The organism is Burkholderia sp. F1, from assembly GCF_050813845.1.
GTDB lineage: Bacteria > Pseudomonadota > Gammaproteobacteria > Burkholderiales > Burkholderiaceae > Burkholderia > Burkholderia ubonensis.
Map to the genome: position 1 here is coordinate 3,651,311 of NZ_CP172421.1, position 23,217 is coordinate 3,674,527.

The following is a 23,217-nucleotide window of genomic DNA, read 5'->3' on the forward strand; positions in this document are numbered from 1 at the left end:
AGCATACCATTTCCGCAGACCACTTCCTGACCGTCCGCTTACGCGCGCCGGGGCGGCGTGACCCGCCGGATGAACCACCGCGGATGCACTATGCTGGTTGCAGCACAATCCAACCGACTGGAGCCAACATGTCGTGGGCTGTCCGCTCGATCGCGAGCGTCATGCTGGCGGTGATGCCGGTCGCCGCGTCCGCGCTGACCGACGGTTACGCGCAATACGACGAATGCGTGCTGCTGTCGCTGCGCGACAGCTGGAACCCCGCGGCGGCGCGCCTGATCCGACAGTCCTGCGATGCGCTCTATCTCAACAACGCGATGCTGCTGCCGCGCGAAAGGCGATATCACGAATGCATACTGCAGTCGCTGCCCGGCGTCCGGGACAACGTCGCGATCCGGGAGATCCTGACGATCTGCTCGCGGCGCGGCGACATGTAGCGCGCATCGCCCGATGCGCCGCGCAAGAAAAAAGGGCCTGCTTGCGCAGGCCCCGTTCGGCATTCCGGAGTCGATCCGGCGCGTTCAGAACGACGCGACCATCGAGCCCTTGAACTGCTTCTTGATGAATTCCTTCACTTCCGGCGACTGGTACGCCTTGACCAGCTTCTTCACCCACGGCTGGTCCTTGTCCTTCGCGCGCACCGCGATCAGGTTCGCGTACGGGCTCGTCAGCGATTCGAGCGCGATCGCGTCCTTCGTCGGCTGCAGGTTCGCGGCGATCGCGTAGTTCGTGTTGATCACGGCCGCGTCGACGTCCGACAGCACGCGCGGCAGTTGCGCCGCGTCCAGCTCGGAGATCTTCAGCTTCTTCGGGTTGTCGGCGATGTCGAGCACCGTCGCGTTGTTGCCGCCCGTGCCCGCGCCGGCCTTCAGCTTGATCACGCCCTGCGCCTGCAGCAGCAGCAGCGCGCGGTTCTCGTTCGACGGATCGTTCGGCACCGCGAGCTTCGCGCCTTGCGGCAGGTCCTTCAGCGCCTTGAACTTCTTCGAGTAGACGCCGATCGGCGAGATGTAGGTCAGGCCCGCGCTGACGAGCTTGTAGCCGCGCTGCTTCACCTGGCTGTCGAGGTACGGCTGGTGCTGGAAGCTGTTCGCGTCGAGGTCGCCCGCGTCGAGCGCCGCGTTCGGCTGCACGTAGTCGTTGAACTCGATGACCTTCACGTTCAGGCCTTCCTTCTCCTTCGCGACCTTCTGCACGACCTGCCACACTTCCGCGTCCGGACCGGCCACCGTGCCGACCTTGACCACCTTGTCGTCGGCATGCGCACCCGCCGACATCGTCAGCGCGGCGCCGGTTGCCAGCACGGAAAACACTTTCAGGAGACTGCGACGCTTCATCTGTTTCTCGCTTTCTTGCTAACTATAAAAGGGCGCGATGCGGGTATGTCCCGGCTCGCGGGAAAGGGGCAAATGGTGTCACAGGATCGGCGGGAAGTGAAATACATCCCGCTCATATGGGTATGCGTTGCGCGGGGGACGGCGGGACAGGCCGTTAGTTGCATTAATCTGCGCTGCCCGTCGGTCCGCGCCGCCCCCACGTCACGCGGGCGTCGCTTCGACCGCCGTCTCTTCGCGGAACACCGGCGCGGCCGCCGGCCGGGCGCGCGCCGCGCCGGCGCCGACGACCCGGAACGCCCCCACTGCGTCGCGCAGCCGCGCCGCCTGCTCCTGCAGCGACGCGGCGGCCGCGGTCGCTTCCTCGACGAGCGCCGCGTTCTGCTGCGTCACCTGGTCCATCTGCGTGACCGCGCGGCCGACCTGCGTGATGCCGCTCGCCTGCTCCTCGGACGCCGCCGCGATCTCGCCCATGATGTCCGTCACGCGCGCGACCGCCTGCAGGATCTCGCCCATCGTCGTGCCGGCCTGGCCGACCAGCGTCGACCCGTTGCGCACCCGGTCGACCGAATCGACGATCAGCGCGCGAATCTCCTTCGCGGCCGTGGCGCTGCGCTGCGCGAGCGAGCGCACCTCGCCCGCGACGACCGCGAAGCCGCGGCCCTGCTCGCCCGCGCGCGCCGCCTCGACCGCAGCGTTCAGCGCCAGGATGTTGGTCTGGAACGCGATGCCCTCGATCACGCCGATGATGTCGGCGATCTTGCGCGAACTGTCGTCGATCTCGCCCATCGTGCCGATCACGCGGTTCACGACGTCGTGCCCGGCGCGCGCGATCTCCGATGCGTTGTTCGCGAGCCCGCTCGCCTGCCGCGCGTTGTCGGCGTTCTGCTTCACGGTCGCGGTCAGCTGCTCCATGCTCGCCGCCGTCTCCTCCAGCGACGCCGCCTGCTCCTCCGTGCGCTGCGACAGGTCGTCGTTGCCGGATGCGATCTGGCGGCTCGCCGACGCGATCGATTCGGCCGACTGGCGGATGCCACTGATCGTCGCCTGCAGGCGATCCTGCATCGTGTGCATCGCCGCCATCATGCTCGTGCGGTCGCCCGCACGCACCGGCACCGGCTGCGTCAGGTCGCCCCCCGCGATGCGCGCCGCAAGCGCCGCGGCTTCGTCCGGCTCGCCGCCGAGGCTGCCGCGCACGTTGCGGATGATCACGACCATCGCCGCGGTGATCACGAGGCCGATCACGAGCACCACGGCGAGGTGGCCGAGCAGCGTCTCGTAGTAGACCGTATCGATGTCCTTCACGTACACGCCGCTCGAGATGTTCCAGTCCCACGGCGCGAAGCGCGTGACGTAGCTGATCTTCGGCACCGCGGTCTCGCTGTGCGGCAGGCGCCCGCGATATTCGGCGAAACCGCTGCCGGTGGCCTTCGCGGCGTTCAGGATCGTCACGAACAGCGGCTTGCCGTCCGGGTCCTTGTAGTCGCCGACCTGCGTGCCGACCAGCTTCGGCAGCGTCGGGTGCATCAGCACGACCGGCTTCGAATCCATCACGAACACGTAGCCCGACTCGCCGTAGCGCATCGCGGCGAGGCTCGCGAGCGCATCGCGCTTCGCGTCGGCCTCGGGCAGCGTGCCGGCCTGCGCGAGCGCGTGGTACGACTTCGCGATGCCGGCCGCCGCCTCGACGAGGTTGGCCATGCCCTCCTTGCGCTCCGCGAGCATCGTCGCGCGCGTCTCGAACGCGCTCCATGCGCCGACGCCCAGCAGGCCGATCCATACCAGCGCCAGTGCGAGCCACAGCTTGCGGTTCAAACTCATTCTGCTCATCGTCCGTGCCTTGTTATCGATGTCGATGGGTGACGCAACGCGCGCGCGAACGGCCCGCCGCGCGCAATCGATTGCACACGTAATGACGGCAGCGACGCTTACAACTTGAATGCAACGCGACACGCAGGGCGGCCTGTGCTACAAGATTGCCTGCCGGCGCACCGCGTCCCGGCGACATTCCGAGGCCACCCATGTACGTCATCGACATTCACTACACCGCGCCGCTCGATCGCATCGACGACGCGCTCGAGCGCCATCGCGCATATCTGCAGCCGCTGCTGGACAAGGGGATTTTCATCGCGGCGGGGCCGAAGGTGCCGCGCGACGGCGGCATGATCCTCGCGGCGCGCATCGATCGCGACGAACTGGAAGCGATCCTGCAGACCGATCCGTTCGTCACCGAAGGCCTCGCTAACTACCGCGTGACCGAATTCCGGATGACGCGCGCGGCGCCGGGCGTCGTGCTGCCGGCACTGCCGTGACGTGACGCGCCGGCGCCTGCCGGGCGACGGCCTGCGCATGCGAAACGGAGAACAGGCGGGAAAAGAGAATGCGCGGAACGGCGCGCGCCGCCCCGCCCTGCGGCTCAGCCGAGCAGCAGTTTCAGGTCGTGCACCCACGGGCCGGGGCCCTGGCCGTCGCGCACGAAGAGGCGCAGCTTGCCGTTCGTGTCGAACACGTAGCTCGCGGCGGTGTGATCCATCGTGTAGCTGCCGGGCGCCTTGCCCGGCACTTTCGCGTAATAGACGCGGAAATCCTTCGTCACCTTCTTCAGCTGCGCTTCGTCCGCGGGCCGCAGGCCGATGAACGACGGATCGAACGCCGGCACGTACTGGCCGAGCAGCGCGGCCGTGTCGCGCTCCGGATCGATGGTGACGAACAGCACCTGCACGCGCTTCGCGGCGTCCGGCCCGAGCTGCTTGAGCGCTTCGGACAGCTCGGCCATCGTCGTCGGGCAGACGTCCGGGCAATGCGTATAGCCGAAGAACACCACGACCGCGCGGCCCTTGAAGTCGCCGAGCGTGCGCACCTTGCCGGCCGTGTCGGGCAGCGCGAAATCGCTGCCGAACTGCGTGTTGCCGGTGATGTCGAGATTCTGGAATTTCGGCGCGTTGTCGCACGCCGCGAGCAGCATCGCAGCCGCGAATGCGCACCCGAGCATCCAGCCTTGGCGCGCGCGGCGCCCGAACCATGAACGAAGCATCGTATTCAAACCGTGCGGTTACACGCCGAGCAGCGGGCGTGCATAGTGGTCGACGAGCAGCGCCGCGAACAGCAGCGACAGGTAGACGATCGAGTAGCGGAAGGCCTTGCGGGCCAGTTCGTCCGAGTACTCGCGGTGGATCTTCCACGCGTACGCGAGGAACACCGCGCCGAGCAGCACCGCGCTCGTCAGGTAAACGGCCCCGCTCATCCCCGAGATGAACGGCATCATCGTGACCGCGAACAGGATCACCGTGTAGAGCAGGATGTGCAGCCGCGTGAACTTCTCGCCGTGCGTGACGGGCAGCATCGGCAGGCCCGCGTTCTCGTAGTCCTTGCGGCGGTACAGCGCGAGCACCCAGAAATGCGGCGGGGTCCACACGAAGATGATCAGCACGAGGATCCACGCGTCGCCGGGCACCGCGCCCGTCACCGCGGCCCAGCCGAGCGCCGGCGGCATCGCGCCCGACGCGCCGCCGATCACGATGTTCTGCGGCGTCATCGGCTTCAGCAACAGCGTGTAGATCACCGCGTAGCCGACGAACGTCGCGATCGTCAGCCACATCGTCAGCGCGTTCGTGAACGTGTAGAGCGTCCATGCGCCGAGGCTGCCGAGCACGCCCGAGAACAGCAGGATCTGCACGGTCGTGATCTCGCCGCGCGCGGACGGACGCCACGCGGTGCGGCGCATCATCGCGTCGATCTTCTGCTCGACGAGGCAGTTGATCGCGAACGCCGAGCCCGCCAGCAGCCAGATGCCGATGGTGCCGCCGATCAGCACCCGCCACGGCACCATGCCCGGCGTCGCGAGGAACATGCCGATCACCGCGCAGAACACGGCGAGCTGCGTGACACGCGGCTTCGTCAGCGCCATGTACTGGGAAAACCGGCTACCGGGCGATTGGGAAAGGGTGCTTTGCATGGGGACGGTCACGCCGGGGCGGCGTCGCGCGCAGGCAGCGCGACACGGCCGGGGCGGCTTGAAAGGATGCGAAAGTTTAACATGACGACGAGCAGCAGCAGGATCGCGGCACCCCCGTTATGGACCACCGCGACCGGCAAAGGCCACTGTAATACGATATTCGTCAAACCCGTCACGAACTGCAGCACGACCACCAGCAGCACGCCGTTCGCCGGCCGCCGCAGCGATTCGAAGCGGCGCATCCTCAGCGCGAACGCGACCAGGTACGCGACGACGACGAACGCGAACGTGCGGTGCGTCCAGTGGATCGCGACGAGCGCGTCCTGCGTGATCGCCTCGCCGTCCTTCGTCATCCCGAGCGCGCGCCACAGATGGAAGCCGTGCCCGAAATCCATCGGCGGAATCCACTGGCCGTTGCAGGTCGGGAAGTCGGTGCACGCGAGCACCGCGTAGTTGGTGCTGACCCAGCCGCCGAGCGCGATCTGGACGACCAGCAGCACGAGCGCCGCGAGCGCCGTCGCGCGATAGCGCCCGGCCTGCGGATCGTACGCGGGCAGCGGCGTCTGCCGCGCCGCGAGCCAGCCGAGCGTGCCGAGCAGCGTCAGGCCGAGCAGCAGGTGGATCGTGACGATCACCGGCTGCAGCTTCATCGTCACCGTCCACGCGCCGAACGCGCCCTGCACGAGGATCAGCAGCAGCAGGCTCGTCGGCCACCACGGCGACACATGCAGCGGCCGGCGGCGCAGCCGCGCGGCCCACGCGATCACCGTCTGCGCGATGATCAGCACGCCGATCGCCATCGCGAAATAGCGGTGGATCATCTCGATCCACGCCTTCGTCATGCTGACGGGGCCGCTCGGCATCGCCTGGTGCGCGGCCGTGATCGCCGCATGCGCGATGAACGGCGACGACGTGCCATAGCAGCCGGGCCAGTCCGGACAGCCGAGGCCCGAATCGGTCAGCCGCGTGAAGCCGCCGAACATCACGAGATCGAGGGTCAGGAATGTGGTGATCCACACGAGCTTGCGGAACTTGTCGTCGTCGGCTTTCACCCACACGTACGACAGCGGCAGCAGCGCGATGCACAAGCCGATCAGGCCGAGTTGCAGTAGATACGACATCGGATTTTTGCCTCGTTAGTCTCGCGTCAGCCGATGCTCGACCACTTCAGCAGCTTCGTGACGTCGGCCTTGATCTTGCTGGGGTTCGGGTCCTTCGGGAAGCGCATCATCAGGTTGCCGTTCGGGTCGACCAGGTAGAGGTGGTCGGTATCCTGCGTGCCGGCGTCGGCCGGCAGCCACCTGGCGACCGCGGCCGGATCGGCGACGAGCCTGCGCGTGTCCGGGTACGCGGCGGTGACCTTGTCCGGAACCGCGCCCGCATCGCTGCGCAGCCACACCATCGTGACCCGGTGCCGTTCGCCGGCCTGCGTCACGCGCACCTGGCGCATGAAATAAAGCTTCTTCGCGCACGCTTCGTCGCACGCGCTGCGGTCGGTCATCACGAACAGCCACACGCCGCGCAGCGACGCGAGCGGCATGGTCTTGCCGGTTTCGTCGGTGACCGTCAGGTCCGGCGGAATCGGCCGCTGCGGCTCGATCAGCGTGCCGTAGTTGGTCGAGCCGCCCTTCGGCTTGATCACGTAATAGGTGAAGTACGACGCGATCATCGGCGCCGCGCAGACGAGCCCGAGCAGCACGAGCGTCCAGCGGCCACGCTTTCTGGCGGCCGGCGAGACGGGCGCCGCGCCCTGACGGGAAGATTGGATGGACAAATCAGACCTCTCGAAACGTACTCGCGGCGTCACCGCCGCGCACGGGCATCGCGCCGCTCATGCGCCGGACGGCTTCTTCGCCGCGCGCCGCGCCGCGTACAAGCCGAAACCGAGCGCGGCCGCCGCCATGCCCCACCACTGAAACATGTAACCGTAATTGCGCTCGACGCCGGTCGTCGGCGCCGGCCAGTCGCGCACCAGCTTGTCGCCGTCGTCGCTCGTCTGCTGGATCACGAACGGCTGCAGCGGCAGGCCGGTTTCCTTCGCGAACGCGGCGACGTCCAGGTTCTGTCGAATCTTCTGGTGCGGCGCCGAGCCGCCTTCGCCGAGCTCGAACGCGCGCGTCGCGTCGGCGCGCGCGATGCCGTCGAGCTCGACGTCGCCCGCCGGCGTCGCGAACGGCGCGATCGCGGTGCGCTCGGCCATATTGCGCGGCAGCCAGCCGCGATTGACGAGCACGTAGCCGCCGCCCGTGAGTTTAAACGGCATCACGACGTAAAAGCCCGGCTGGTCGTTATACGGCCGATTGTCGAGAAACACCGCGAGCTCCGGCATGAAGCGCCCGGTCGCGCGCACCCGATGGAACTCGATCGACGCGAGCGGAATCGGCTGCGCGCCGATCTCGACGGGCGCCGCGTGCTCGTAGCGCACGATGCTCGCCTGCAGCGCCTCCTTCTGGTGCGCGCGGTCGCGCTGCCAGAAACCGAGCCGGATCGTGACCGCGACCACCGCCAGCACGAGCAGCGCGGGAAGCCAGCGGATCTTCATCGTGCCGCCTCGCAGAGGCTGTCGCGAAAGCGAAGTGCGATAATTATCCTCTTCCTTTCGAATTGCCGTCGTCCGGTTCGCTCCATGCACATCCTCGTCCCTGTCGCCTTCGTCCTCATCATTGCCAGCATGGTCTCGGCACTCTATTTCATGATGCACGACCGCGGCCACACGAAGCGCATGGTCTGGTCGCTCGCCACCCGCGTCGGCCTGTCGATCTCGCTGTTCCTGTTCATCCTGTTCGCGAACTGGATGGGCTGGATCCATTCGACCGGCATTCCGATCGGGCGCTGACGCGGTTTCCGCCGCGGCCGATGCGGCATTTCGCCACACGGCCGGGCCACCAAGCAAAAGCGCCGCCTGACAAAGTCGCGGCGGCGCCTGGGTGCTGCTGGCTGCCGGTAGCGCGCTCGCGCCGTCCGGCGGCCTCAATACAAACGGCCCGCGCATCGCTGCGCGGGCCGCATTTCATTTACAGCCAGTAGACGACGACGTACAGGCCGAGCCAGACGACGTCGACGAAGTGCCAGTACCACGCGGCGCCTTCGAACGCGAAGTGGTGTTCCGGCTTGAAGTGGCCGCGGATCATCCGCACCAGCACCACCGCGAGCATCGTGCCGCCGAGGAACACGTGGAAGCCGTGGAAGCCCGTCAGCAGGAAGAACGTCGAACCGTAGATGCCCGAGCCGAGCGTCAGGTTCAGTTCGTTGTACGCGTGGAAATATTCGAAGCCCTGCGTGAACAGGAAGCAGACGCCGAGCACGAGGGTCGCGGCCAGCCACGCGATCGCCTTCCGGCGGTGATCGTCGCGCAGCGCGTGGTGCGAAATCGTCAGCGTCGCGCCCGACGACAGCAGCAGCGCGGTGTTCAGCGTCGGGATCGGCCACGGGCCCATCGTCTTGAAGTGGCCGGCGAGCGCGGCCGGGCCTTCGTTCGGCCATACGGCGGAGAAATCCGGCCAGATCAGCTTGTAGTCGAGGCTGCCGAGCTGATGCAGCGCGATTTCACGCGCATAGAACAGCGCGCCGAAGAACGCGCCGAAGAACATCACTTCGGAGAAGATGAACCAGCTCATGCTCCAGCGATACGACACGTCGACCCGCTTGCCGTACATCCCGCCTTCGGACTCGGCGATCGCATCGCCAAACCAGTGGTACAGCGTGAAGAGGAACCACAGCAGGCCGAGCAGCGCGGTATAAGGCGCCCAGTCGTGACCGTTGAGCCACAGTGCGAACGATCCGAGCATGACCAGCAGGCCGACGGCCGCGCTGATCGGATGCTGCGACGGATGCGGCACGAAATAGTACGGGGTCTGGTTTTGACCGCTCATGCTTGATTCTCCACTTCAGTCCAATTTGTGTCCCGGAAACCACTCCGGCTTTATTTCTCGCGCGGCGCGACGGCCGCCGCTCTTTCCTTCGCGGCCCGCCAGGGGCGCGCCGCTTGCATTCTGTTGCTGCCGCAGGCCTCAGCCCACGACGGCGCGCACGATCAGGATCAGCACGCCGATGAACACGCCGGCCGCGATCAGCGCGACGATCAGCACGTGCAGCGGGTTCAGTTGCGTCGCGTCGGCTTCCAGGTCGCGCCGCTTGCGCACGCCGAAGAACGACCACAGCACCGCCTTCACTGCCTGGCCGAACGAGCCGCTACGCTTGACCTCCGTCATCGCCCCGCCTCCATCATCGCCCCGCCTCCATCATCATGCGCCCGGCTTCGTCGAGCCGGACTGCTTCGCCGCGCCGGCTGCCGCCTGGGCCGGCGTATTCAGTTCGAAGAACGTGTACGACAGCGTGATCGTCTTCACGTCCTTCGGCAATTTCGGATCGATCACGAACACCACCGGCATCTTGCGCGACTCGTTCGCGGCCAGCGTCTGCTGCGTGAAGCAAAAGCACTCGATCTTCTTGAAGAACTCCGTCGCCTGCTTCGGCGCGTAGCTCGGGATCGCCTGCGCGACGACCGGATGGTTCTGGCCGTTCGTCACGTCGTACACGATCGTCGTCAACTCGCCCGGATGCACGTCGAGGCTGTTGTGCTCCGGCTTGAAACCCAGCGGGCCGCGCGCGTTCGCGTCGAACTCGACCGACACGGTGCGGCTTTTGTCCACCTGCGTGTTCTTCGCCTCGCGCTCGCTGACGTCGCGCTGCACGAGGTTGTTGATGCCGGTGATCTGGCAAATCGCGCGATACATCGGCACCAGCGCGAAACCGAAGCCGAACATCAGCCCGGCCACGACGATGAGCTTCATCAGCATCGAACGGTTGAACGCGCGATCCGTGCTCTCCGCTTCCGGCTTCGACATACGACAGCTTCCTCGCTACTGCGTCAGTGTGTGGACAGCCACCACTGCTTGATCACGACACCCACAAAAAAGACGGCGACGATCGCAAGCAGAATCAGGCCGAGCCGCTTGTTGCCCGCGCGGATCTGCTCGGGCGTGCGTCTTTGTTGTGGATTCCGGTTCATCTGAAACCTGCTGTAGAACATTCCGCCTCGCCTGCCTGCGGCGGCAGGCGAAGGCGGAACATCCGGTGAAACTTACTCGACGGTCGGCGGGTGCTCGAACGTGTGGAAAGGAGCCGGGCTCGGCACCGTCCACTCGAGGCCCGTCGCGCCGTCCCACGGCTTGTCGGACGCCTTTTCCAGCTCGCCGCCGCCACGGTATGCCGGCAGCACGACCGCGAACAGGAAGTACACCTGCGCGAGACCGAAGCCGAACGCGCCGATCGTCGCGACCTGGTTGAAGTCCGTGAACTGCGCCGGGTAGTCCGCATAGCGGCGCGGCATGCCCGCGAGACCGACGAAGTGCATCGGGAAGAACGTCAGGTTGAAGAAGATCATCGACGCCCAGAAGTGGATCTTGCCGCGCGTCTCGTTGTACATCCAGCCCGTCCACTTCGGCGACCAGTAGTACCAGCCCGCGAACAGCGCGAACAGAGAACCGGCCACCAGCACGTAGTGGAAGTGCGCGACCACGAAGTAGGTGCCGTGGTACTGGATGTCGAGCGGCGCCATTGCCAGCATCAGGCCCGTCAGGCCGCCGAACGTGAACACGAACAGGAAGCCGATCGCGAACAGCATCGGGGTTTCGAAGGTCATCGAGCCGCGCCACATCGTCGCGAGCCAGTTGAACACCTTCACGCCCGTCGGCACCGCGATCAGCATCGTCGCGTACATGAAGAACAGCTGGCCCGTCACCGGCATGCCGGTCGCGAACATGTGGTGCGCCCAGACCATGAACGACAGGATCGCGATCGAAGCCGTCGCGTACACCATCGAGCTGTAGCCGAACAGCGTCTTGCGCGCGAACGCCGGGATCACCTGCGACACGATCCCGAACGCCGGCAGAATCATGATGTACACCTCGGGGTGGCCGAAGAACCAGAAGATGTGCTGGTACATCACCGGGTCGCCGCCGCCTGCCGCGTTGAAGAACGACGTGCCGAAGTGGCGGTCGAACAGCACCATCGTGATCGCGCCTGCGAGCACCGGCATCACCGCGATAAGCAGGTACGCGGTGATCAGCCACGTCCACGCGAACATCGGCATCTTCATCAGCGTCATGCCCGGCGCGCGCATGTTCAGGATCGTCACGACGATGTTGATGCCGCCCATGATCGACGACGCGCCCATGATGTGCACCGCGAAGATCGCGAAGTCCATGCCCGGGCCCATCTGCGTCGACAGCGGCGCATACAGCGTCCAGCCCGCGGCCGTCGCGCCGCCCGGCGCGAAGAACGAGCCGACCAGCAGGACAGCGGCGACCGGCAGCAGCCAGAAGCTGAAGTTGTTCATCCGCGCGAACGCCATGTCGGATGCGCCGATCTGCAGCGGGATCATCCAGTTCGCGAAGCCGACGAACGCCGGCATGATCGCGCCGAACACCATGATCAGGCCGTGCATCGTCGTGAGCTCGTTGAAGAACTCGGGACGCATGATCTGCAGGCCCGGCTCGAACAGCTCGACGCGGATCGCGAGCGCCATGACGCCGCCCGACAGGAACATGATGAACGAGAACAGCAGGTACAGCGTACCGATGTCCTTGTGGTTGGTGGCGAACAGCCAGCGCCGCCAGCCGTGCGGGGTTTCGTGCGCGTGGTCGTCGTGCGCGTGGCCCGCTGCTACGTCGTGCCCGATGCTAGACATGAGAATCTCCTAATGCGAATACGTCGACAAACACAGCGACACGTCAGGCCGCCGGGCCGATCTCGACACGCCGGGCTTCCTTCGCGTCCGCCCCGCCCGTGATCGTTTCCGGCTTCTTCAGAATGATGTGGTCTTCCGCCACGCCCGCCGCCTTCAGCGCGTCGCGCACGGCTTGCGCGCGGTGCTTGGCCAGTTCGGCGTTCGCGTCGGTCGAGCCCGACTTGTCGGTGAAGCCCGACAGCGCGAGCTTTGCGTCCGGATGCGCCTTCGCATAGTCCGCCGCCGCCGCGATCGCCGACTGCGCGTCGGCCGGCAGCGTGCTCTTGCCCGTTTCAAAATAGATCGTCGACAGCGCGGCCGTGGCCGCCGGCGCGGCTGCGCCCGAGGCCGCCTGCTCCGGCGCCGAAGCTGCTTCCGCCGGCGCTGCGCCCGCGGTTTCTTCCGGCAGCTTGCCGTTACGCGCGTCCGCCACCTGCTTCGGTTGCAGCAGGTCGTTCTTGTGGTTGCCCCACGAGTTGCGCTCGTAGGTGATGACCGACGCGATGTCGAGGTCCGACAGCGACGCCCACGACGGCATCGCGCCCTTGCCCTTCAGCACCTGCTCGAGGTGGCCGGCGATCGGGCCGTTGGAGATCTTGCCGCCGTCGATCGCCGGGAACGCGCCGACGCCCTTGCCGTTCGCCTGGTGGCACGCCGCGCAGTTCGCCTTGTAGACTTCCTCGCCGTGCGACACCAGCTCGGCCATCGTGTAAACCTTGTTCGGGTCGACCGCCGCGCCGGCCAGCTTGGCCTTCTGCGCGCTGACCCACTTCGCGTAGTCTTCGTCCGACAGCACTTCGACCACGACCGGCATGTACGCGTGCTCCTTGCCGCACAGTTCGGTACAGAAGCCGCGGAAGGTGCCGACCTTGTCAGCCTTGAACCACGTGTCGCGCACGAAGCCCGGGATCGCATCCTGCTTCACGCCGAACGCGGGCACGTACCACGAGTGGACGACGTCGTTCGCGGTCGTGATGATGCGGACCTTCTTGTTGACCGGCACGACGAGCGGGTTGTCGACTTCCTGCAGATAGGTGTCGGTGATCGGCTTCTTGCCCATCACTTCATCGCGCGGGGTCGACAGCGTCGACAGGAAGCTGATGCCCTCGCCCGGGCCCTTCACGTAGTCGTAGCCCCACTTCCACTGGTAGCCGGTGACCTTGACCGTGAGATCGGCGTTCGTCGTGTCCTTCATCGCGACGACGGCCTTGGTGGCCGGCAGCGCCATCAGCACGACGATGATGAACGGCACGATCGTCCAGATGATTTCGACGGTCGTGCTTTCATGGAAATTGGCGGCCTTGTGGCCCTTGGATTTGCGGTGCGCGAAGATCGAATAGAACATCACGCCGAACACGCCGACGAAGATCACCGTACAGAGGATCAGCATCATCGTGTGGAGGTCGTAGAGCTCCTCGGCGATCTTCGTGACAGGCGGCTGAAAGTTGATCTCGTTGACGCGGGGACCGCCCGGGCTGTCACCGACCGCCAGAGCGGCACCGGCAAAGAGCAGTCCGCTGCATGCCAGCACGCCCGTGAGGGCTCGCTTGATTGTTTTCATAGCATCCTTACCCAAAATTTCCATTCAAACCCTCCCCCGTCGCCAGCCGCCTGCGCCGCGCCGGCCAACCTGCTCAGCCGCAGCGCCGGAGCGACGCGCGCAGTTCGTCGGCGAACTGTGCGCGCCTGTACTGCGCGAGATGCTGCCCGATCACGACGGTCTGCCCGCGCGATACCAGCCGAATCGGATCGCGTGGCGTCGCGCCCGGCTCGACCCGCACCCAGCGCGGGTTGAATTCGATCTGCGTGAGCTGTTCCGCATTCATCCGCTCGATCAGGAGCCGGTGCGGAAACAGCCTGATGCGCTCGTAATCGACCGCATGCCGCGCGTAGATCGCAAACGCGACGCCCACCGCCAGCAGCTCGATTCCGGTAAAAGGCATGATGAGCCATGCCCCCCGCCACATCAGCATTGCCGCGATCGCCAGCGAAAAGCCTGCGAGCGACGCGTAAAACAGCACGAACTGGCGCGGCGACATCGAACAGTTGCGCTTCATGAGCCAGTCCTCGAGGACAGGTTCCGCAACCACTACGGCATCCGCCGAATCAGTCGAAACACGCGCTGCTTCCATCGCCGCCTCACGCGAATGGCATGCGATGCATGCCTGCATCGGACTCGCCACCCCGTATTGCGGGGACCCCGGGGCGACAAGCTGACGCATTATAGGCGGGTTCAATGGCATCCACAAGCAAACGCCTATCGCCCCGCGAGCCAAGCGCGACAAGCTTTCCGGCCGTTTTCGGGGCAATTTTGACCGCGCCTTGCGCTGCTAATCTCAGACATAACAAAACCCCTCTTTACCGCTTTACCGATTCTTCGGACGCCCCTTTCCGATATCCTCGATGCGGACGATGCCGTGCCCTTCCGCGGTCGTGCGCGGCACGGCCTTCCACGCGTGCCCGTAGATCACCTCGAAGGTCAGCGGGATCGTGCCGTCCGCGCGCCGGCGCGCGTCGAGCGCGTCGCAGAGCGCCTGCCGGAAGCGCCGCGTCGCGCGCTGCGGCGCCGCGCGCTCGAATGGATAGGCGCCCCAGCGGCGCACGTCGGCCAGCAGCGAATCGGGGGACTTGTAGGTGACGGTCAGCACTTCCTGGTCCATCACGGGAATCTCGAATCCGCTCTCGACGAGCATGTCGCCGAGGTCGTGCATGTCGACGAAATCGATCACGCGGGGCGCGGCGGGCGCCATGCCGAGCGCGGCCTCGGCCTCGCCGCAGGCCGCGCGCAGCTCGCGCAGCGTGTCGGGGCCGAGCGTACTGAACATCAGGAGGCCGTTGACGCGCAGCACGCGCTGCCACTCGGGCAGCACCGTGTCGGGGCGGCAATGCCAGTGCAGCGCGAGATTCGACCAGATCAGGTCGAATGCGCCGGCCGCGAACGGCAGCGCCGAGAAGTCAGCCTGCGCGACGCGCGGGCCGCGCTGGCCGAGCGCCTTGCCGAGCGACGCGGGCAGCCAGCGGCGCCAGCTCGTCTGGTCGATCTCGCGCTGCCCCGCCCGCGCGAGCATCGCGCCCGACAGGTCGACGCCGAACACCGGCGCCTCGGGAAAGCGCGCGCGCAGCGCCGGCAGGTCGTCGCCCGCGCCGCAGCCCGCGTCGAGCACGGCGGCGGGGCTCACCTTGATGTATTCGAGACGCTCGCACATCCGGTGTGCAATCTCGCGCGGCAGGAACGCAACCGCGTCGAACGTGGCCGCGCGGCGGTCGAAGATCCGACGCAAGCGCCTCGCGTCATAGGCCGGACGGCCGGAGATGGTCGAAGGTGGGGACATGTCGGGCAAACTGGCGAAGAGCCCGAAGTATACTCGCTCGCCCCGGAAGCTTCATTGAGGCCAGATTGAGGAGCCTGCCGATGAATCGCCGCCCGTTTCCGCCGCCGATCCGCGTCGTTATGTCGCAGGCTGTCGCGCAGCTTGCACGCGTTGCGGCGATCGCGCTGCCGAACCGCTGCGCGCTGTGCGGCAATTTGTCACGCGCGGTGATCTGCGCCGGATGCGATGCGGCGTACTGGAACGAAGCGCGCCTGCGCTGCGCTGTCTGCGCGGCGCCGCTCGCCCCGGGGCACGCGCGGCGCGCGGCCGGGTACCGGTGCGACGCGTGCCGCGCCACGCCGCCGCCGTTCGATGCGACACTCGCGCTCGCCGATTACCGGGCGCCGCTCGATGGCCTGGCGCGCGGACTGAAATTCCACGCGCGGCTCGCGCTCGGCGCGGAGTTCGCCGGCCGGCTCGCCCGGCTGCTCGCCGACACGCGCGGCGCGGACGGCGGCTTCGACGTGATCGCGCCGGTGCCGCTCGCGCATGCCCGGCTCGCCGCGCGCGGCTACAACCAGGCGTGGGCGATCGCGCGGCCGCTCGCGCGCCGGCTCGGCGTGCCGGCCGACGCGACGCTGCTCGCGCGCGTGGTGGAAACGGCGCCGCAGTCGCGGCTCGACCGGCGTGCGCGGCGCGACAACGTCGCGTCGGCCTTCACGGTCGCGCACGATGTCGCCAGCCGCCATGTCGCGCTCGTCGACGACGTGATGACGTCGGGCGCGACGCTGGCCGCCGCGGCGCACGCGCTCAAGGCGGCAGGCGCCGCGCGCGTGACGAATCTGGTTGCGCTGCGCACCGCCAGGGATTAATTAGAGAGAAGCCGGCCGCCCACCCGCGGCCGCGCTCGTGACAAACCGGCCGGTCCGGCCGCCGCCCCGCAACGGGGGCGCGCCGGAAACCGCCATCCGAAACCGAAACATGTTCAACGTCGTCCTCGTCGCCCCCGAAATTCCGCCGAACACCGGCAACGTGATCCGCCTGTGCGCGAATACCGGCGCGCGGCTGCACCTGATCGAGCCGCTCGGCTTTCCGCTCGACGACGCCAAGATGCGCCGCGCGGGCCTCGACTATCACGAATACGCGCAAATGCGCGTGCATCCGGACTGGGATGCGTTCGTCGCGGCCGAGACGCCCGATCCCGCGCGGATGTTCGCGTTCACGACACGCGGCTCCGGCCGCTTCCACGACCATGCGTTCCAGCCGGGCGACTGGTTCGTGTTCGGCTCGGAAACGCGCGGCCTGCCCGCCCCGCTGCTCGAGCGGTTCGCGAACGAGCAGCGCGTGCGCCTGCCGATGCGGCCGGGCAACCGCAGCCTGAACCTGTCGAACACGGTCGCGGTGGTCGTGTTCGAGGCGTGGCGCCAGGCCGGCTTCGAAGGCGGCGCCTGAGCTATCGACGTGCGAGCCGCACGCGATACAGCTCGTATATGTCGGGAGAAAAGCACGCGAACACCACGCGTGCGAGGTTCGGCGCCTGCGGCAGCATGTCGACGACCGTATCGACGGCGATGTCGACTGCCTGCGCGGCCGGATAACGGTAAACCCCGCAGCTGATCGCAGGAAACGCGATCGACGTGCACGCGACCTCTTCGGCCAGCTCGATCGCGCGGCGGTAGCACGACGCGAGCATCTCGGCCTCGTTCTGCGTGCCGCCGTGCCACACCGGGCCGACCGCATGAATCACGTACCTGGCCGGCAGCCCGTGGCCGCGCGTGAGTTTCGCGTCGCCGGTCTGGCAGCCGCCGAGCGTGCGGCATTCGGCGACGAGGCCCGGGCCGGCCGCGCGATGGATCGCGCCGTCGACGCCGCCCCCGCCGAGCAGCGAGCTGTTTGCAGCGTTGACGATCGCGTCGACCGCGAGCGTCGTGATGTCGACGACCTGCGCGTCGAGCGTGGTGGAACCGATCTGCAGCATGGCGACCTCCTCGAATGCCGGAGATGGTTCAAGCGTAATCCGCTTTGCGCGGCGATGCGACCGCCGCGCTACTCCGCGCGCGCGTCCCGCCGCAACAGGCCGCTGACCGCGTCGCGCGGCGCGACGCCGTCGAACAGCACGCCGCACACGGCTTCGGTGATCGGCACTTCGATCGCGTGCTCGCGCGCGATCGCAAGCACCGCCTGCGCGCAGCGCACGCCTTCGGCGACGTGGCCGAGCGCGGCGAGGATGTCGTTCAGCGAGCGGCCGGCGGCCAGTTGCAGGCCGACCGTGCGGTTGCGCGACAGGTCGCCCGTCGCGGTGAGGATCAGGTCGCCGAGGCCCGCGAGGCCCGTGAAGGTCTCCGCGCGGCCGCCGAGCGCGACGCCGAGCCGCGACATTTCCGCGAGGCCCCGCGTGATCAGCGCGGCACGCGCGTTCAGGCCGAGGCCGAGGCCGTCGGCGATGCCGGTCGCGATCGCCAGCACGTTCTTCACCGCGCCGCCGACCTCGACGCCGACCACGTCGTCGCCGGTATAGATCCGCATCGCGCCGTGATGGAACGCCGAAAGCGTGCGGTCGCGGCAGGCGGCCGACGCACTCGCGATCGTCAGCGCGACCGGCAGCCCCTGGCCGACCTCGCGCGCGAAGCTTGGGCCCGACAGCACGCCGTTGCTGCGCTGTTCCGGCAGTTCGGCGGCAATCACCTGATGCGGCAGCAGATGCGTGTCCGCCTCGAAGCCCTTGCAGACCCAGATCACGTGCGCGGGCACGCAGCCCGCGTCGCGCATCGCGCGGCACAGCGCGCGCAGGCCGGCGACGGGCGCGCCGATCACGCACAGCGCGTCGTCCGCGGCGCCGTGCGCGAGCGCCGCGGCGAAATCCGCGTCGTAGCGCAGTGCATCGGGCAGCGCGATGCCGTCGAGATAGCGGGAATTCTCGTGCCGGGCCTGCAGCCCGGCGATGAGCGCGGCGTCGCGCGCCCACAGAAGCGTATCGTGCCGCGCGGCCAGATGGCCCGCGAGCGCGGTGCCCCAGGCACCGGCGCCGAGAACGGCTACTTTCATACCCAGCACCGGTCCTTGCTCGTCCCTCAGTTCAGCGCCGAGCCGTTCGGCGCGCCGGCCGCACCAGCCTGTTGCTGCTGGAGCTGCGCGAGACGCTGCTCGTACAGCGCCTGGAAGTTGATCTCGGCGAGGTGGATCGGCGGGAAGCCCGCGCGCGTGATCGCGTCGGCGATGTTCGAGCGCAGGTACGGGAACAGGATCGTCGGGCATGCGATGCCGACGAGCGGGTCGAGCTGTTCGTCAGGAATGTTGCGAATGTCGAAAATGCCGGCCTGCTTCGCCTCGATCAGGAACGCGACCTTGTCCTTCACCTTCGCGGTCACGGTGCCCGACACGACGACTTCGAACACGCTTTCGGCGAGACGCTCGGCCTTCACGTCGACTTCGACTTCAACCGACGGCATGTCCTGCTCGAGGAAGATCGCCGGCGAATTCGGCTGCTCGAGCGACATATCCTTCAGGTAGACGCGCTGGATGTTGAAGAACGGTTGGTTTTCGACGTCGGACATGTTGTTTCCCTAAATGTGGTGACGAGGCGGCCGGCCTGCGCCGGCCGCCCCGGTTGATCCTGCGCGCGTGGCCGCGCGACCGGCGGCCATTCTGCCCTAATCAGGCGGCTTGCAGAAGCGGCACGAGGCCGCCTGCGCGGTCGAGCGTCGACAGATCGTCGTAGCCGCCGACGTGCGTGTCGCCGATATAGATCTGCGGCACCGTGCGGCGGCCGGTGCGCGACATCATTTCCTCGCGGCGCGCCGGATCCTTGTCGATCAGCACCTTCTCGATCTGCTCGACGCCGCGCAGCTTCAGGAGCCGCTCGGCCTGGATGCAATACGGGCACACCTGGGTGCTGTACATGACCACTTTGTTCACTTCGCCACTCCTTGTTTGACGACCGGCATCCCGGCCTGCTGCCACGCGGCGACGCCGCCCTCGAGCACGTGCACCTCGGCATAGCCCGCCGCCTCGACCGCGCGCGCCGCCTTCTGCGACTGCTGGCCGTTCTGGCACACGAGCAGCACCGGGGTGCTCTTGTTCTTCGCGACCTGCGCGATCTTCGCGCCGATCTCGCCGGCTTCGACCTGGCGCGCCGACGGCAGGTGGCCGGCGGCGAACTCGGACGCCGGCCGCACGTCGATCACGACCGCGTTGCGGCGATTGATGAGCTGGGTCGCCTCCGCGGCCGACAGGCCGCCGCGGCCGCGGCGCAGCGCCGGAAACGCAAGCAGGCCGCCGGACACCAGCAGGATCGCGACAAGGGCCAGGTTCGTGTAATCGGTAAAGAAACTCACGGAATTCCGCCGGAAAGAGAGAAATCGGAAAAGGACAATCCGGCCATTATAAAATAACCGCCTTGCGCGATGGCGGGCCCGTCCCGGGCGCCGTGCGACGCGCACCGCTTCCTTCACTACCGACCGCAAGCATCTATGTACAAGCTCGTCCTCATCCGCCACGGCGAATCGACGTGGAACAAGGAAAACCGCTTCACCGGCTGGGTCGACGTCGACCTGACCGAGCAAGGCTGCAACGAGGCCTACCAGGCCGGCGAACTGCTCAAGGAAGCCGGCTACACGTTCGACATCGCGTACACGTCGGTGCTCAAGCGCGCGATCCGCACGCTGTGGCACGTGCAGGACCGCATGGACCTGATGTACCTGCCCGTCGTGCACTCGTGGCGCCTCAACGAGCGCCACTACGGCGCGCTGTCGGGCCTGAACAAGGCGGAAACGGCCGCGAAGTTCGGCGACGAGCAGGTGCTCGTCTGGCGCCGCAGCTACGACACGCCGCCGCCCGCGCTGGAGCCGACCGACGAGCGCGCGCCGTTCGCGGACCCGCGCTACGCGCGCGTGCCGCGCGAGCAGCTGCCGCTCACGGAATGCCTGAAGGACACGGTCGCGCGCGTGCTGCCGCTGTGGAACGAGTCGATCGCGCCGGCGATCAGGGGCGGCAAGCAGGTGCTGATCGCCGCGCACGGCAACTCGCTGCGCGCGCTGATCAAGTATCTCGACGGCATCTCGGACAGCGACATCGTCGGGCTGAACATCCCGAACGGCGTGCCGCTCGTCTATGAACTCGACGAAAACCTGAAGCCGGTGAAGCGCTACTACCTCGGCGACCAGGACGCGATCGCGAAGGCCCAGGCCGCCGTCGCGAAGCAGGGCAAGGCGGGCTGATCCCGCCCCGCCGTGCCGGCCCCGCGCCGGCGCGGCGGGCGCCCGCGCGAACCTCTTCGCCCGGGCGCGGTCGAACCGGTTTCGGTCCTTTCCACTGCCCCGCCGGACGAACAGTTATACTTGTCCGCTCAACCCCCGCTACCGCCACGCGCTTCCCGACCGCACCAGATCTCTATGCGTATGAAATTGAAGAACATCGGCCTGATTGCCGCGGGCCTTGCCACGGGCGTGTTCGCCACGCTGCAAATCTCCGCGTCGGCCGAGCAGACCGTCACGGCGCCGCTTCCGCTCGACCAGCTGCGCCTGTTCGCCGAGGTGTTCGGCCAGATCAAGCGCGAGTACGTCGAGCCGGTCGACGACAAGAAGCTGCTGACGGCGGCGATCAAGGGCATGGTGTCGAGCCTCGACCCGCACTCGTCGTTCCTCGACAAGACCGACTACGAGGAACTGCAGGAGCAGACGAAGGGCCGCTTCGCGGGTCTCGGCATCGAGATCTCGCAGGAAGACGGCCTCGTCAAGGTGATCTCCCCGATCGAGGACACCCCGGCGTTTCGCGCCGGCATCCGTCCGGGCGACCTGATCACCCGCATCAACGACAAGCCGGTGCGCGGCATGACGCTCGACAAGGCGGTCAAGCAGATGCGCGGCGAGCCGGGCACCAAGGTCACGCTGACGATCTTCCGCAAGAGCGATGACCGCACGTTCCCGATCACGGTCACCCGTGCGGTGATCCGCGTGCAGAGCGTGAAGCTGAAGATGCTCGACCCGGGCTACGCGTACATCCGCATCACGAGCTTCCAGGAGCGCACGACGCCCGATCTCGCAGCAAGGCTGCAGGACATCGCGCGCCAGCAGCCGAACGTGAAGGGCCTGATCCTCGATCTGCGCAACAACGGCGGCGGCCTGCTGCAGAGCGCGGTCGGCGTCGCGGGCGCGTTCCTGCCGCCGGATTCCGTCGTCGTGTCGACCAACGGCCAGATCCCCGATTCGAAGCAGGTCTACCGCGACACCTACGACAATTACCGCCTGCCGTCGTTCGACGGCGATCCGCTGAAGAGCCTGCCGCCGGTCTTCAAGACCGTGCCGATCGTCGTGCTGACGAATGCGTATTCGGCTTCCGCGTCGGAAATCGTCGCGGGCGCGCTGCAGGATTCAAAGCGCGCGACCATCATGGGCAAGACGACGTTCGGCAAGGGCTCGGTGCAGACGGTCCGTCCGATGACGGCCGACACCGCGCTGCGGCTGACGACCGCCTACTACTACACGCCGAGCGGCCGCTCGATCCAGAACAAGGGCATCACGCCGGACGTGCCGGTCGACCAGTACGCGGACGGCGATCCGGACGACGTGCTCGTGACGCGCGAAGTCGACTACACGAACCACCTCGCGAACACGCAGGATCCGAACGAGAAGAAGGAGCAGGAAGAGCGCGAGCAGCGCCGGATGGACCAGCTCCGCATTCTCGAGGAGCAGAACGACAAGAAGACGCCGGAGCAGCGCCAGAAGGACCGCGATCGCAAGCCGATCGAGTTCGGCAGCCCGGAGGACTTCATGATGCAGCAGGCGCTCGCGAAGCTCGAAGGCAAGCCGGTGCTGGCATCGAAGTCGCTGCTCGCCGAGAGCACGCAGGCCCCGGCCGGCAAGTCGGCTGCGAAGCCGGCGCCGAAGGCGTCCGCCGCCAAGCCGGCATCCGCGCCGAAGCCCGCGCCGGCACCGCAGTAAGCGCCGGCCGGCACCCGACGGGCCATCGCGGCAACCCCGCGATGGCCCGTTTTGTTTGGGCGCGCCGCCGCGCACAGATCGATGCCGCCCCGGCCGGCACAGCACGTTCGCCTGCCCGCCACCCGTGCGGGCAGGCCCTAGAATAAGCAGGTCCGCCCCGCTCTTCGCCCGCCCCCGCTCATGAACGACGATCAACTTCTCCGCTACTCCCGCCACATCCTCGTCGACGAAATCGGCATCGAAGCGCAGCAGCGCTTTCTCGACGCGCATGCGATCGTCGTCGGCGCGGGCGGGCTCGGTTCGCCCGCTGCGATGTACCTCGCGGCGTCCGGCGTCGGCACGATCACGCTCGTCGACGCGGACACGGTCGATCTCACGAACCTGCAGCGGCAGATCCTGCACGTGACCGCATCGGTCGGCCGCAGGAAGGTGGAGTCGGGGCGCGACACGCTCGCGCAGCTCAACCCCGACGTGACCGTGCACGCGGTCGCCGAGCGCGTCGACGGCGGGTGGCTCGACGCGCACGTGCCGCAGGCGAGCGTCGTGCTCGACTGCACCGACAATTTCGCGACCCGCCACGCGATCAACCGCGCGTGCGTCGCGCACCGCGTGCCGCTCGTGTCGGGCGCGGCGCTGCGCTTCGACGGCCAGATCAGCACGTTCGACTTCCGGCGCGCCGATGCGCCCTGCTACGCGTGCGTGTTTCCGGAAGACCAGCCGTTCGAGGAAGTCGCGTGCGCGACGATGGGCGTGTTCGCGCCGACGGTCGGAATCATCGGCGCGATGCAGGCCGCCGAGGCGCTGCGCGTGATCGGCGGCATCGGCGCGACGCTGAACGGCCGGCTGATGATGCTCGATGCGCTGCGGATGGAATGGACGACGATGAAGATCGCACGCCAGGCGGACTGCCCGGTGTGCGGCGGGCGGCACTGACGCGCGGCCCACGCCCCGC

At 67.5% G+C, this 23,217-nt stretch carries 28 protein-coding genes; 8 read left to right on the forward strand and 20 right to left on the reverse strand.

Features of this window, described 5'->3' with window-relative positions; translation table 11 throughout:
- Positions 1 to 128 precede the first annotated feature (128 nt).
- Positions 129 to 434, forward strand: coding sequence for a VF_A0006 family four-cysteine protein (locus tag ACFIMZ_RS17200; RefSeq protein WP_431820559.1), 306 nt, complete (start codon positions 129 to 131; stop codon positions 432 to 434).
- An 84-nt stretch (positions 435 to 518) separates the two neighbouring features.
- On the opposite strand, the gene ACFIMZ_RS17205 is transcribed toward ACFIMZ_RS17200, so the two are convergent.
- Both ACFIMZ_RS17205 and ACFIMZ_RS17210 read right to left on the reverse strand, forming a co-directional pair.
- Positions 519 to 1,334 carry a MetQ/NlpA family ABC transporter substrate-binding protein gene (locus tag ACFIMZ_RS17205; RefSeq protein WP_431820560.1) on the reverse strand — a complete coding sequence of 272 codons (816 nt, stop codon included), beginning with the start codon at positions 1,332 to 1,334 and terminating at the stop codon, positions 519 to 521.
- A gap of 201 nt (positions 1,335 to 1,535) precedes the next feature.
- Positions 1,536 to 3,161, reverse strand: a complete 1,626-nt coding sequence (locus ACFIMZ_RS17210; protein ID WP_431820561.1) for a methyl-accepting chemotaxis protein — start codon at positions 3,159 to 3,161, stop codon at positions 1,536 to 1,538.
- Between the two features lie 191 nt (positions 3,162 to 3,352).
- On the opposite strand from ACFIMZ_RS17210, the gene ACFIMZ_RS17215 reads away from it, so the two are divergent.
- Entirely contained in the window at positions 3,353 to 3,643 is a 291-nt protein-coding gene (locus tag ACFIMZ_RS17215) for a YciI family protein (protein WP_059719472.1), read from the forward strand.
- Positions 3,644 to 3,747: 104 nt separating this feature from the next.
- Here ACFIMZ_RS17215 and ACFIMZ_RS17220 read toward each other — a convergent pair whose 3' ends face one another.
- The 5 genes from ACFIMZ_RS17220 to ACFIMZ_RS17240 form a co-directional block, all read right to left on the reverse strand.
- A complete protein-coding gene (locus ACFIMZ_RS17220; protein ID WP_431820562.1) occupies positions 3,748 to 4,365 on the reverse strand; it encodes an SCO family protein in 618 nt (205 codons plus the stop codon).
- An 18-nt stretch (positions 4,366 to 4,383) separates the two neighbouring features.
- The gene (cyoE, locus tag ACFIMZ_RS17225) at positions 4,384 to 5,286 is read right to left on the reverse strand and encodes a heme o synthase (protein WP_431820563.1); all 903 of its coding nucleotides are present in this window, start codon (positions 5,284 to 5,286) and stop codon (positions 4,384 to 4,386) included.
- Positions 5,287 to 5,294: 8 nt separating this feature from the next.
- On the reverse strand, positions 5,295 to 6,407 hold the full coding sequence (locus tag ACFIMZ_RS17230) for a COX15/CtaA family protein (protein WP_431820564.1): 1,113 nt from the start codon (positions 6,405 to 6,407) through the stop codon (positions 5,295 to 5,297).
- Positions 6,408 to 6,433: 26 nt separating this feature from the next.
- Complete coding sequence (locus ACFIMZ_RS17235; RefSeq protein ID WP_431822520.1) at positions 6,434 to 7,054, reverse strand: SCO family protein; 621 nt, start codon at positions 7,052 to 7,054, stop codon at positions 6,434 to 6,436.
- Between the two features lie 63 nt (positions 7,055 to 7,117).
- Positions 7,118 to 7,828 carry an SURF1 family protein gene (locus ACFIMZ_RS17240; RefSeq protein WP_431820565.1) on the reverse strand — a complete coding sequence of 237 codons (711 nt, stop codon included), beginning with the start codon at positions 7,826 to 7,828 and terminating at the stop codon, positions 7,118 to 7,120.
- Between the two features lie 84 nt (positions 7,829 to 7,912).
- Between ACFIMZ_RS17240 and ACFIMZ_RS17245 the strand changes: the two genes are divergently transcribed.
- Positions 7,913 to 8,122 carry a twin transmembrane helix small protein gene (locus ACFIMZ_RS17245; protein ID WP_431820566.1) on the forward strand — a complete coding sequence of 70 codons (210 nt, stop codon included), beginning with the start codon at positions 7,913 to 7,915 and terminating at the stop codon, positions 8,120 to 8,122.
- A gap of 178 nt (positions 8,123 to 8,300) precedes the next feature.
- On the opposite strand, the gene ACFIMZ_RS17250 is transcribed toward ACFIMZ_RS17245, so the two are convergent.
- The 8 genes from ACFIMZ_RS17250 to ACFIMZ_RS17285 all read right to left on the reverse strand — a co-directional run bounded on the left by ACFIMZ_RS17250 (position 8,301) and on the right by ACFIMZ_RS17285 (position 15,348).
- Positions 8,301 to 9,158: a cytochrome c oxidase subunit 3 gene (locus ACFIMZ_RS17250; protein ID WP_059612909.1), complete on the reverse strand. Its 858-nt coding sequence runs from the start codon at positions 9,156 to 9,158 to the stop codon at positions 8,301 to 8,303.
- Between the two features lie 138 nt (positions 9,159 to 9,296).
- Positions 9,297 to 9,497, reverse strand: coding sequence for a DUF2970 domain-containing protein (locus ACFIMZ_RS17255; protein WP_431820567.1), 201 nt, complete (start codon positions 9,495 to 9,497; stop codon positions 9,297 to 9,299).
- 33 nt (positions 9,498 to 9,530) lie between these two features.
- The gene (locus ACFIMZ_RS17260; protein ID WP_431820568.1) at positions 9,531 to 10,133 is read right to left on the reverse strand and encodes a cytochrome c oxidase assembly protein; all 603 of its coding nucleotides are present in this window, start codon (positions 10,131 to 10,133) and stop codon (positions 9,531 to 9,533) included.
- A gap of 23 nt (positions 10,134 to 10,156) precedes the next feature.
- Positions 10,157 to 10,297: a cytochrome oxidase small assembly protein gene (locus ACFIMZ_RS17265; RefSeq protein WP_088502125.1), complete on the reverse strand. Its 141-nt coding sequence runs from the start codon at positions 10,295 to 10,297 to the stop codon at positions 10,157 to 10,159.
- A gap of 72 nt (positions 10,298 to 10,369) precedes the next feature.
- Complete coding sequence (gene ctaD / locus ACFIMZ_RS17270) at positions 10,370 to 11,977, reverse strand: cytochrome c oxidase subunit I (RefSeq protein ID WP_059612915.1); 1,608 nt, start codon at positions 11,975 to 11,977, stop codon at positions 10,370 to 10,372.
- Between the two features lie 43 nt (positions 11,978 to 12,020).
- Positions 12,021 to 13,601 (reverse strand): cytochrome c oxidase subunit II, encoded by a 1,581-nt coding sequence (gene coxB / locus ACFIMZ_RS17275; protein WP_431820569.1) that lies wholly within the window; start codon positions 13,599 to 13,601, stop codon positions 12,021 to 12,023.
- A 49-nt stretch (positions 13,602 to 13,650) separates the two neighbouring features.
- Positions 13,651 to 14,187: a DUF2244 domain-containing protein gene (locus ACFIMZ_RS17280; protein WP_431822521.1), complete on the reverse strand. Its 537-nt coding sequence runs from the start codon at positions 14,185 to 14,187 to the stop codon at positions 13,651 to 13,653.
- A gap of 195 nt (positions 14,188 to 14,382) precedes the next feature.
- Positions 14,383 to 15,348, reverse strand: coding sequence for a methyltransferase domain-containing protein (locus ACFIMZ_RS17285; protein WP_431820570.1), 966 nt, complete (start codon positions 15,346 to 15,348; stop codon positions 14,383 to 14,385).
- Between the two features lie 80 nt (positions 15,349 to 15,428).
- Between ACFIMZ_RS17285 and ACFIMZ_RS17290 the strand changes: the two genes are divergently transcribed.
- Positions 15,429 to 16,199 carry a phosphoribosyltransferase family protein gene (locus tag ACFIMZ_RS17290; RefSeq protein ID WP_431820571.1) on the forward strand — a complete coding sequence of 257 codons (771 nt, stop codon included), beginning with the start codon at positions 15,429 to 15,431 and terminating at the stop codon, positions 16,197 to 16,199.
- 109 nt (positions 16,200 to 16,308) lie between these two features.
- Positions 16,309 to 16,779 (forward strand): tRNA (uridine(34)/cytosine(34)/5-carboxymethylaminomethyluridine(34)-2'-O)-methyltransferase TrmL, encoded by a 471-nt coding sequence (trmL, locus tag ACFIMZ_RS17295; protein ID WP_431820572.1) that lies wholly within the window; start codon positions 16,309 to 16,311, stop codon positions 16,777 to 16,779.
- Between the two features lies 1 nt (position 16,780).
- Here trmL and ACFIMZ_RS17300 read toward each other — a convergent pair whose 3' ends face one another.
- From ACFIMZ_RS17300 to ACFIMZ_RS17320, 5 genes are all read right to left on the reverse strand, one after another.
- Complete coding sequence (locus tag ACFIMZ_RS17300) at positions 16,781 to 17,305, reverse strand: O-acetyl-ADP-ribose deacetylase (RefSeq protein ID WP_431820573.1); 525 nt, start codon at positions 17,303 to 17,305, stop codon at positions 16,781 to 16,783.
- Positions 17,306 to 17,373: 68 nt separating this feature from the next.
- Positions 17,374 to 18,372 (reverse strand): NAD(P)H-dependent glycerol-3-phosphate dehydrogenase, encoded by a 999-nt coding sequence (locus ACFIMZ_RS17305; RefSeq protein WP_431820574.1) that lies wholly within the window; start codon positions 18,370 to 18,372, stop codon positions 17,374 to 17,376.
- A 26-nt stretch (positions 18,373 to 18,398) separates the two neighbouring features.
- Positions 18,399 to 18,881 (reverse strand): protein-export chaperone SecB, encoded by a 483-nt coding sequence (gene secB, locus ACFIMZ_RS17310; RefSeq protein WP_010090592.1) that lies wholly within the window; start codon positions 18,879 to 18,881, stop codon positions 18,399 to 18,401.
- A gap of 100 nt (positions 18,882 to 18,981) precedes the next feature.
- Positions 18,982 to 19,242, reverse strand: coding sequence for a glutaredoxin 3 (grxC, locus tag ACFIMZ_RS17315; protein WP_010090591.1), 261 nt, complete (start codon positions 19,240 to 19,242; stop codon positions 18,982 to 18,984).
- Entirely contained in the window at positions 19,239 to 19,661 is a 423-nt protein-coding gene (locus ACFIMZ_RS17320) for a rhodanese-like domain-containing protein (protein ID WP_431820575.1), read from the reverse strand. Before ACFIMZ_RS17320 ends, grxC begins: the two co-directional genes overlap by 4 nt.
- A gap of 135 nt (positions 19,662 to 19,796) precedes the next feature.
- Between ACFIMZ_RS17320 and gpmA the strand changes: the two genes are divergently transcribed.
- The 3 genes from gpmA (at position 19,797) to ACFIMZ_RS17335 (ending at position 23,198) form a co-directional block, all read left to right on the forward strand.
- Positions 19,797 to 20,543 carry a 2,3-diphosphoglycerate-dependent phosphoglycerate mutase gene (gene gpmA, locus ACFIMZ_RS17325; protein WP_431820576.1) on the forward strand — a complete coding sequence of 249 codons (747 nt, stop codon included), beginning with the start codon at positions 19,797 to 19,799 and terminating at the stop codon, positions 20,541 to 20,543.
- A 174-nt stretch (positions 20,544 to 20,717) separates the two neighbouring features.
- Positions 20,718 to 22,265, forward strand: a complete 1,548-nt coding sequence (locus ACFIMZ_RS17330) for a S41 family peptidase (protein WP_431820577.1) — start codon at positions 20,718 to 20,720, stop codon at positions 22,263 to 22,265.
- 180 nt (positions 22,266 to 22,445) lie between these two features.
- Complete coding sequence (locus tag ACFIMZ_RS17335; protein WP_431820578.1) at positions 22,446 to 23,198, forward strand: HesA/MoeB/ThiF family protein; 753 nt, start codon at positions 22,446 to 22,448, stop codon at positions 23,196 to 23,198.
- The last annotated feature ends 19 nt before the right edge of the window (positions 23,199 to 23,217 follow it).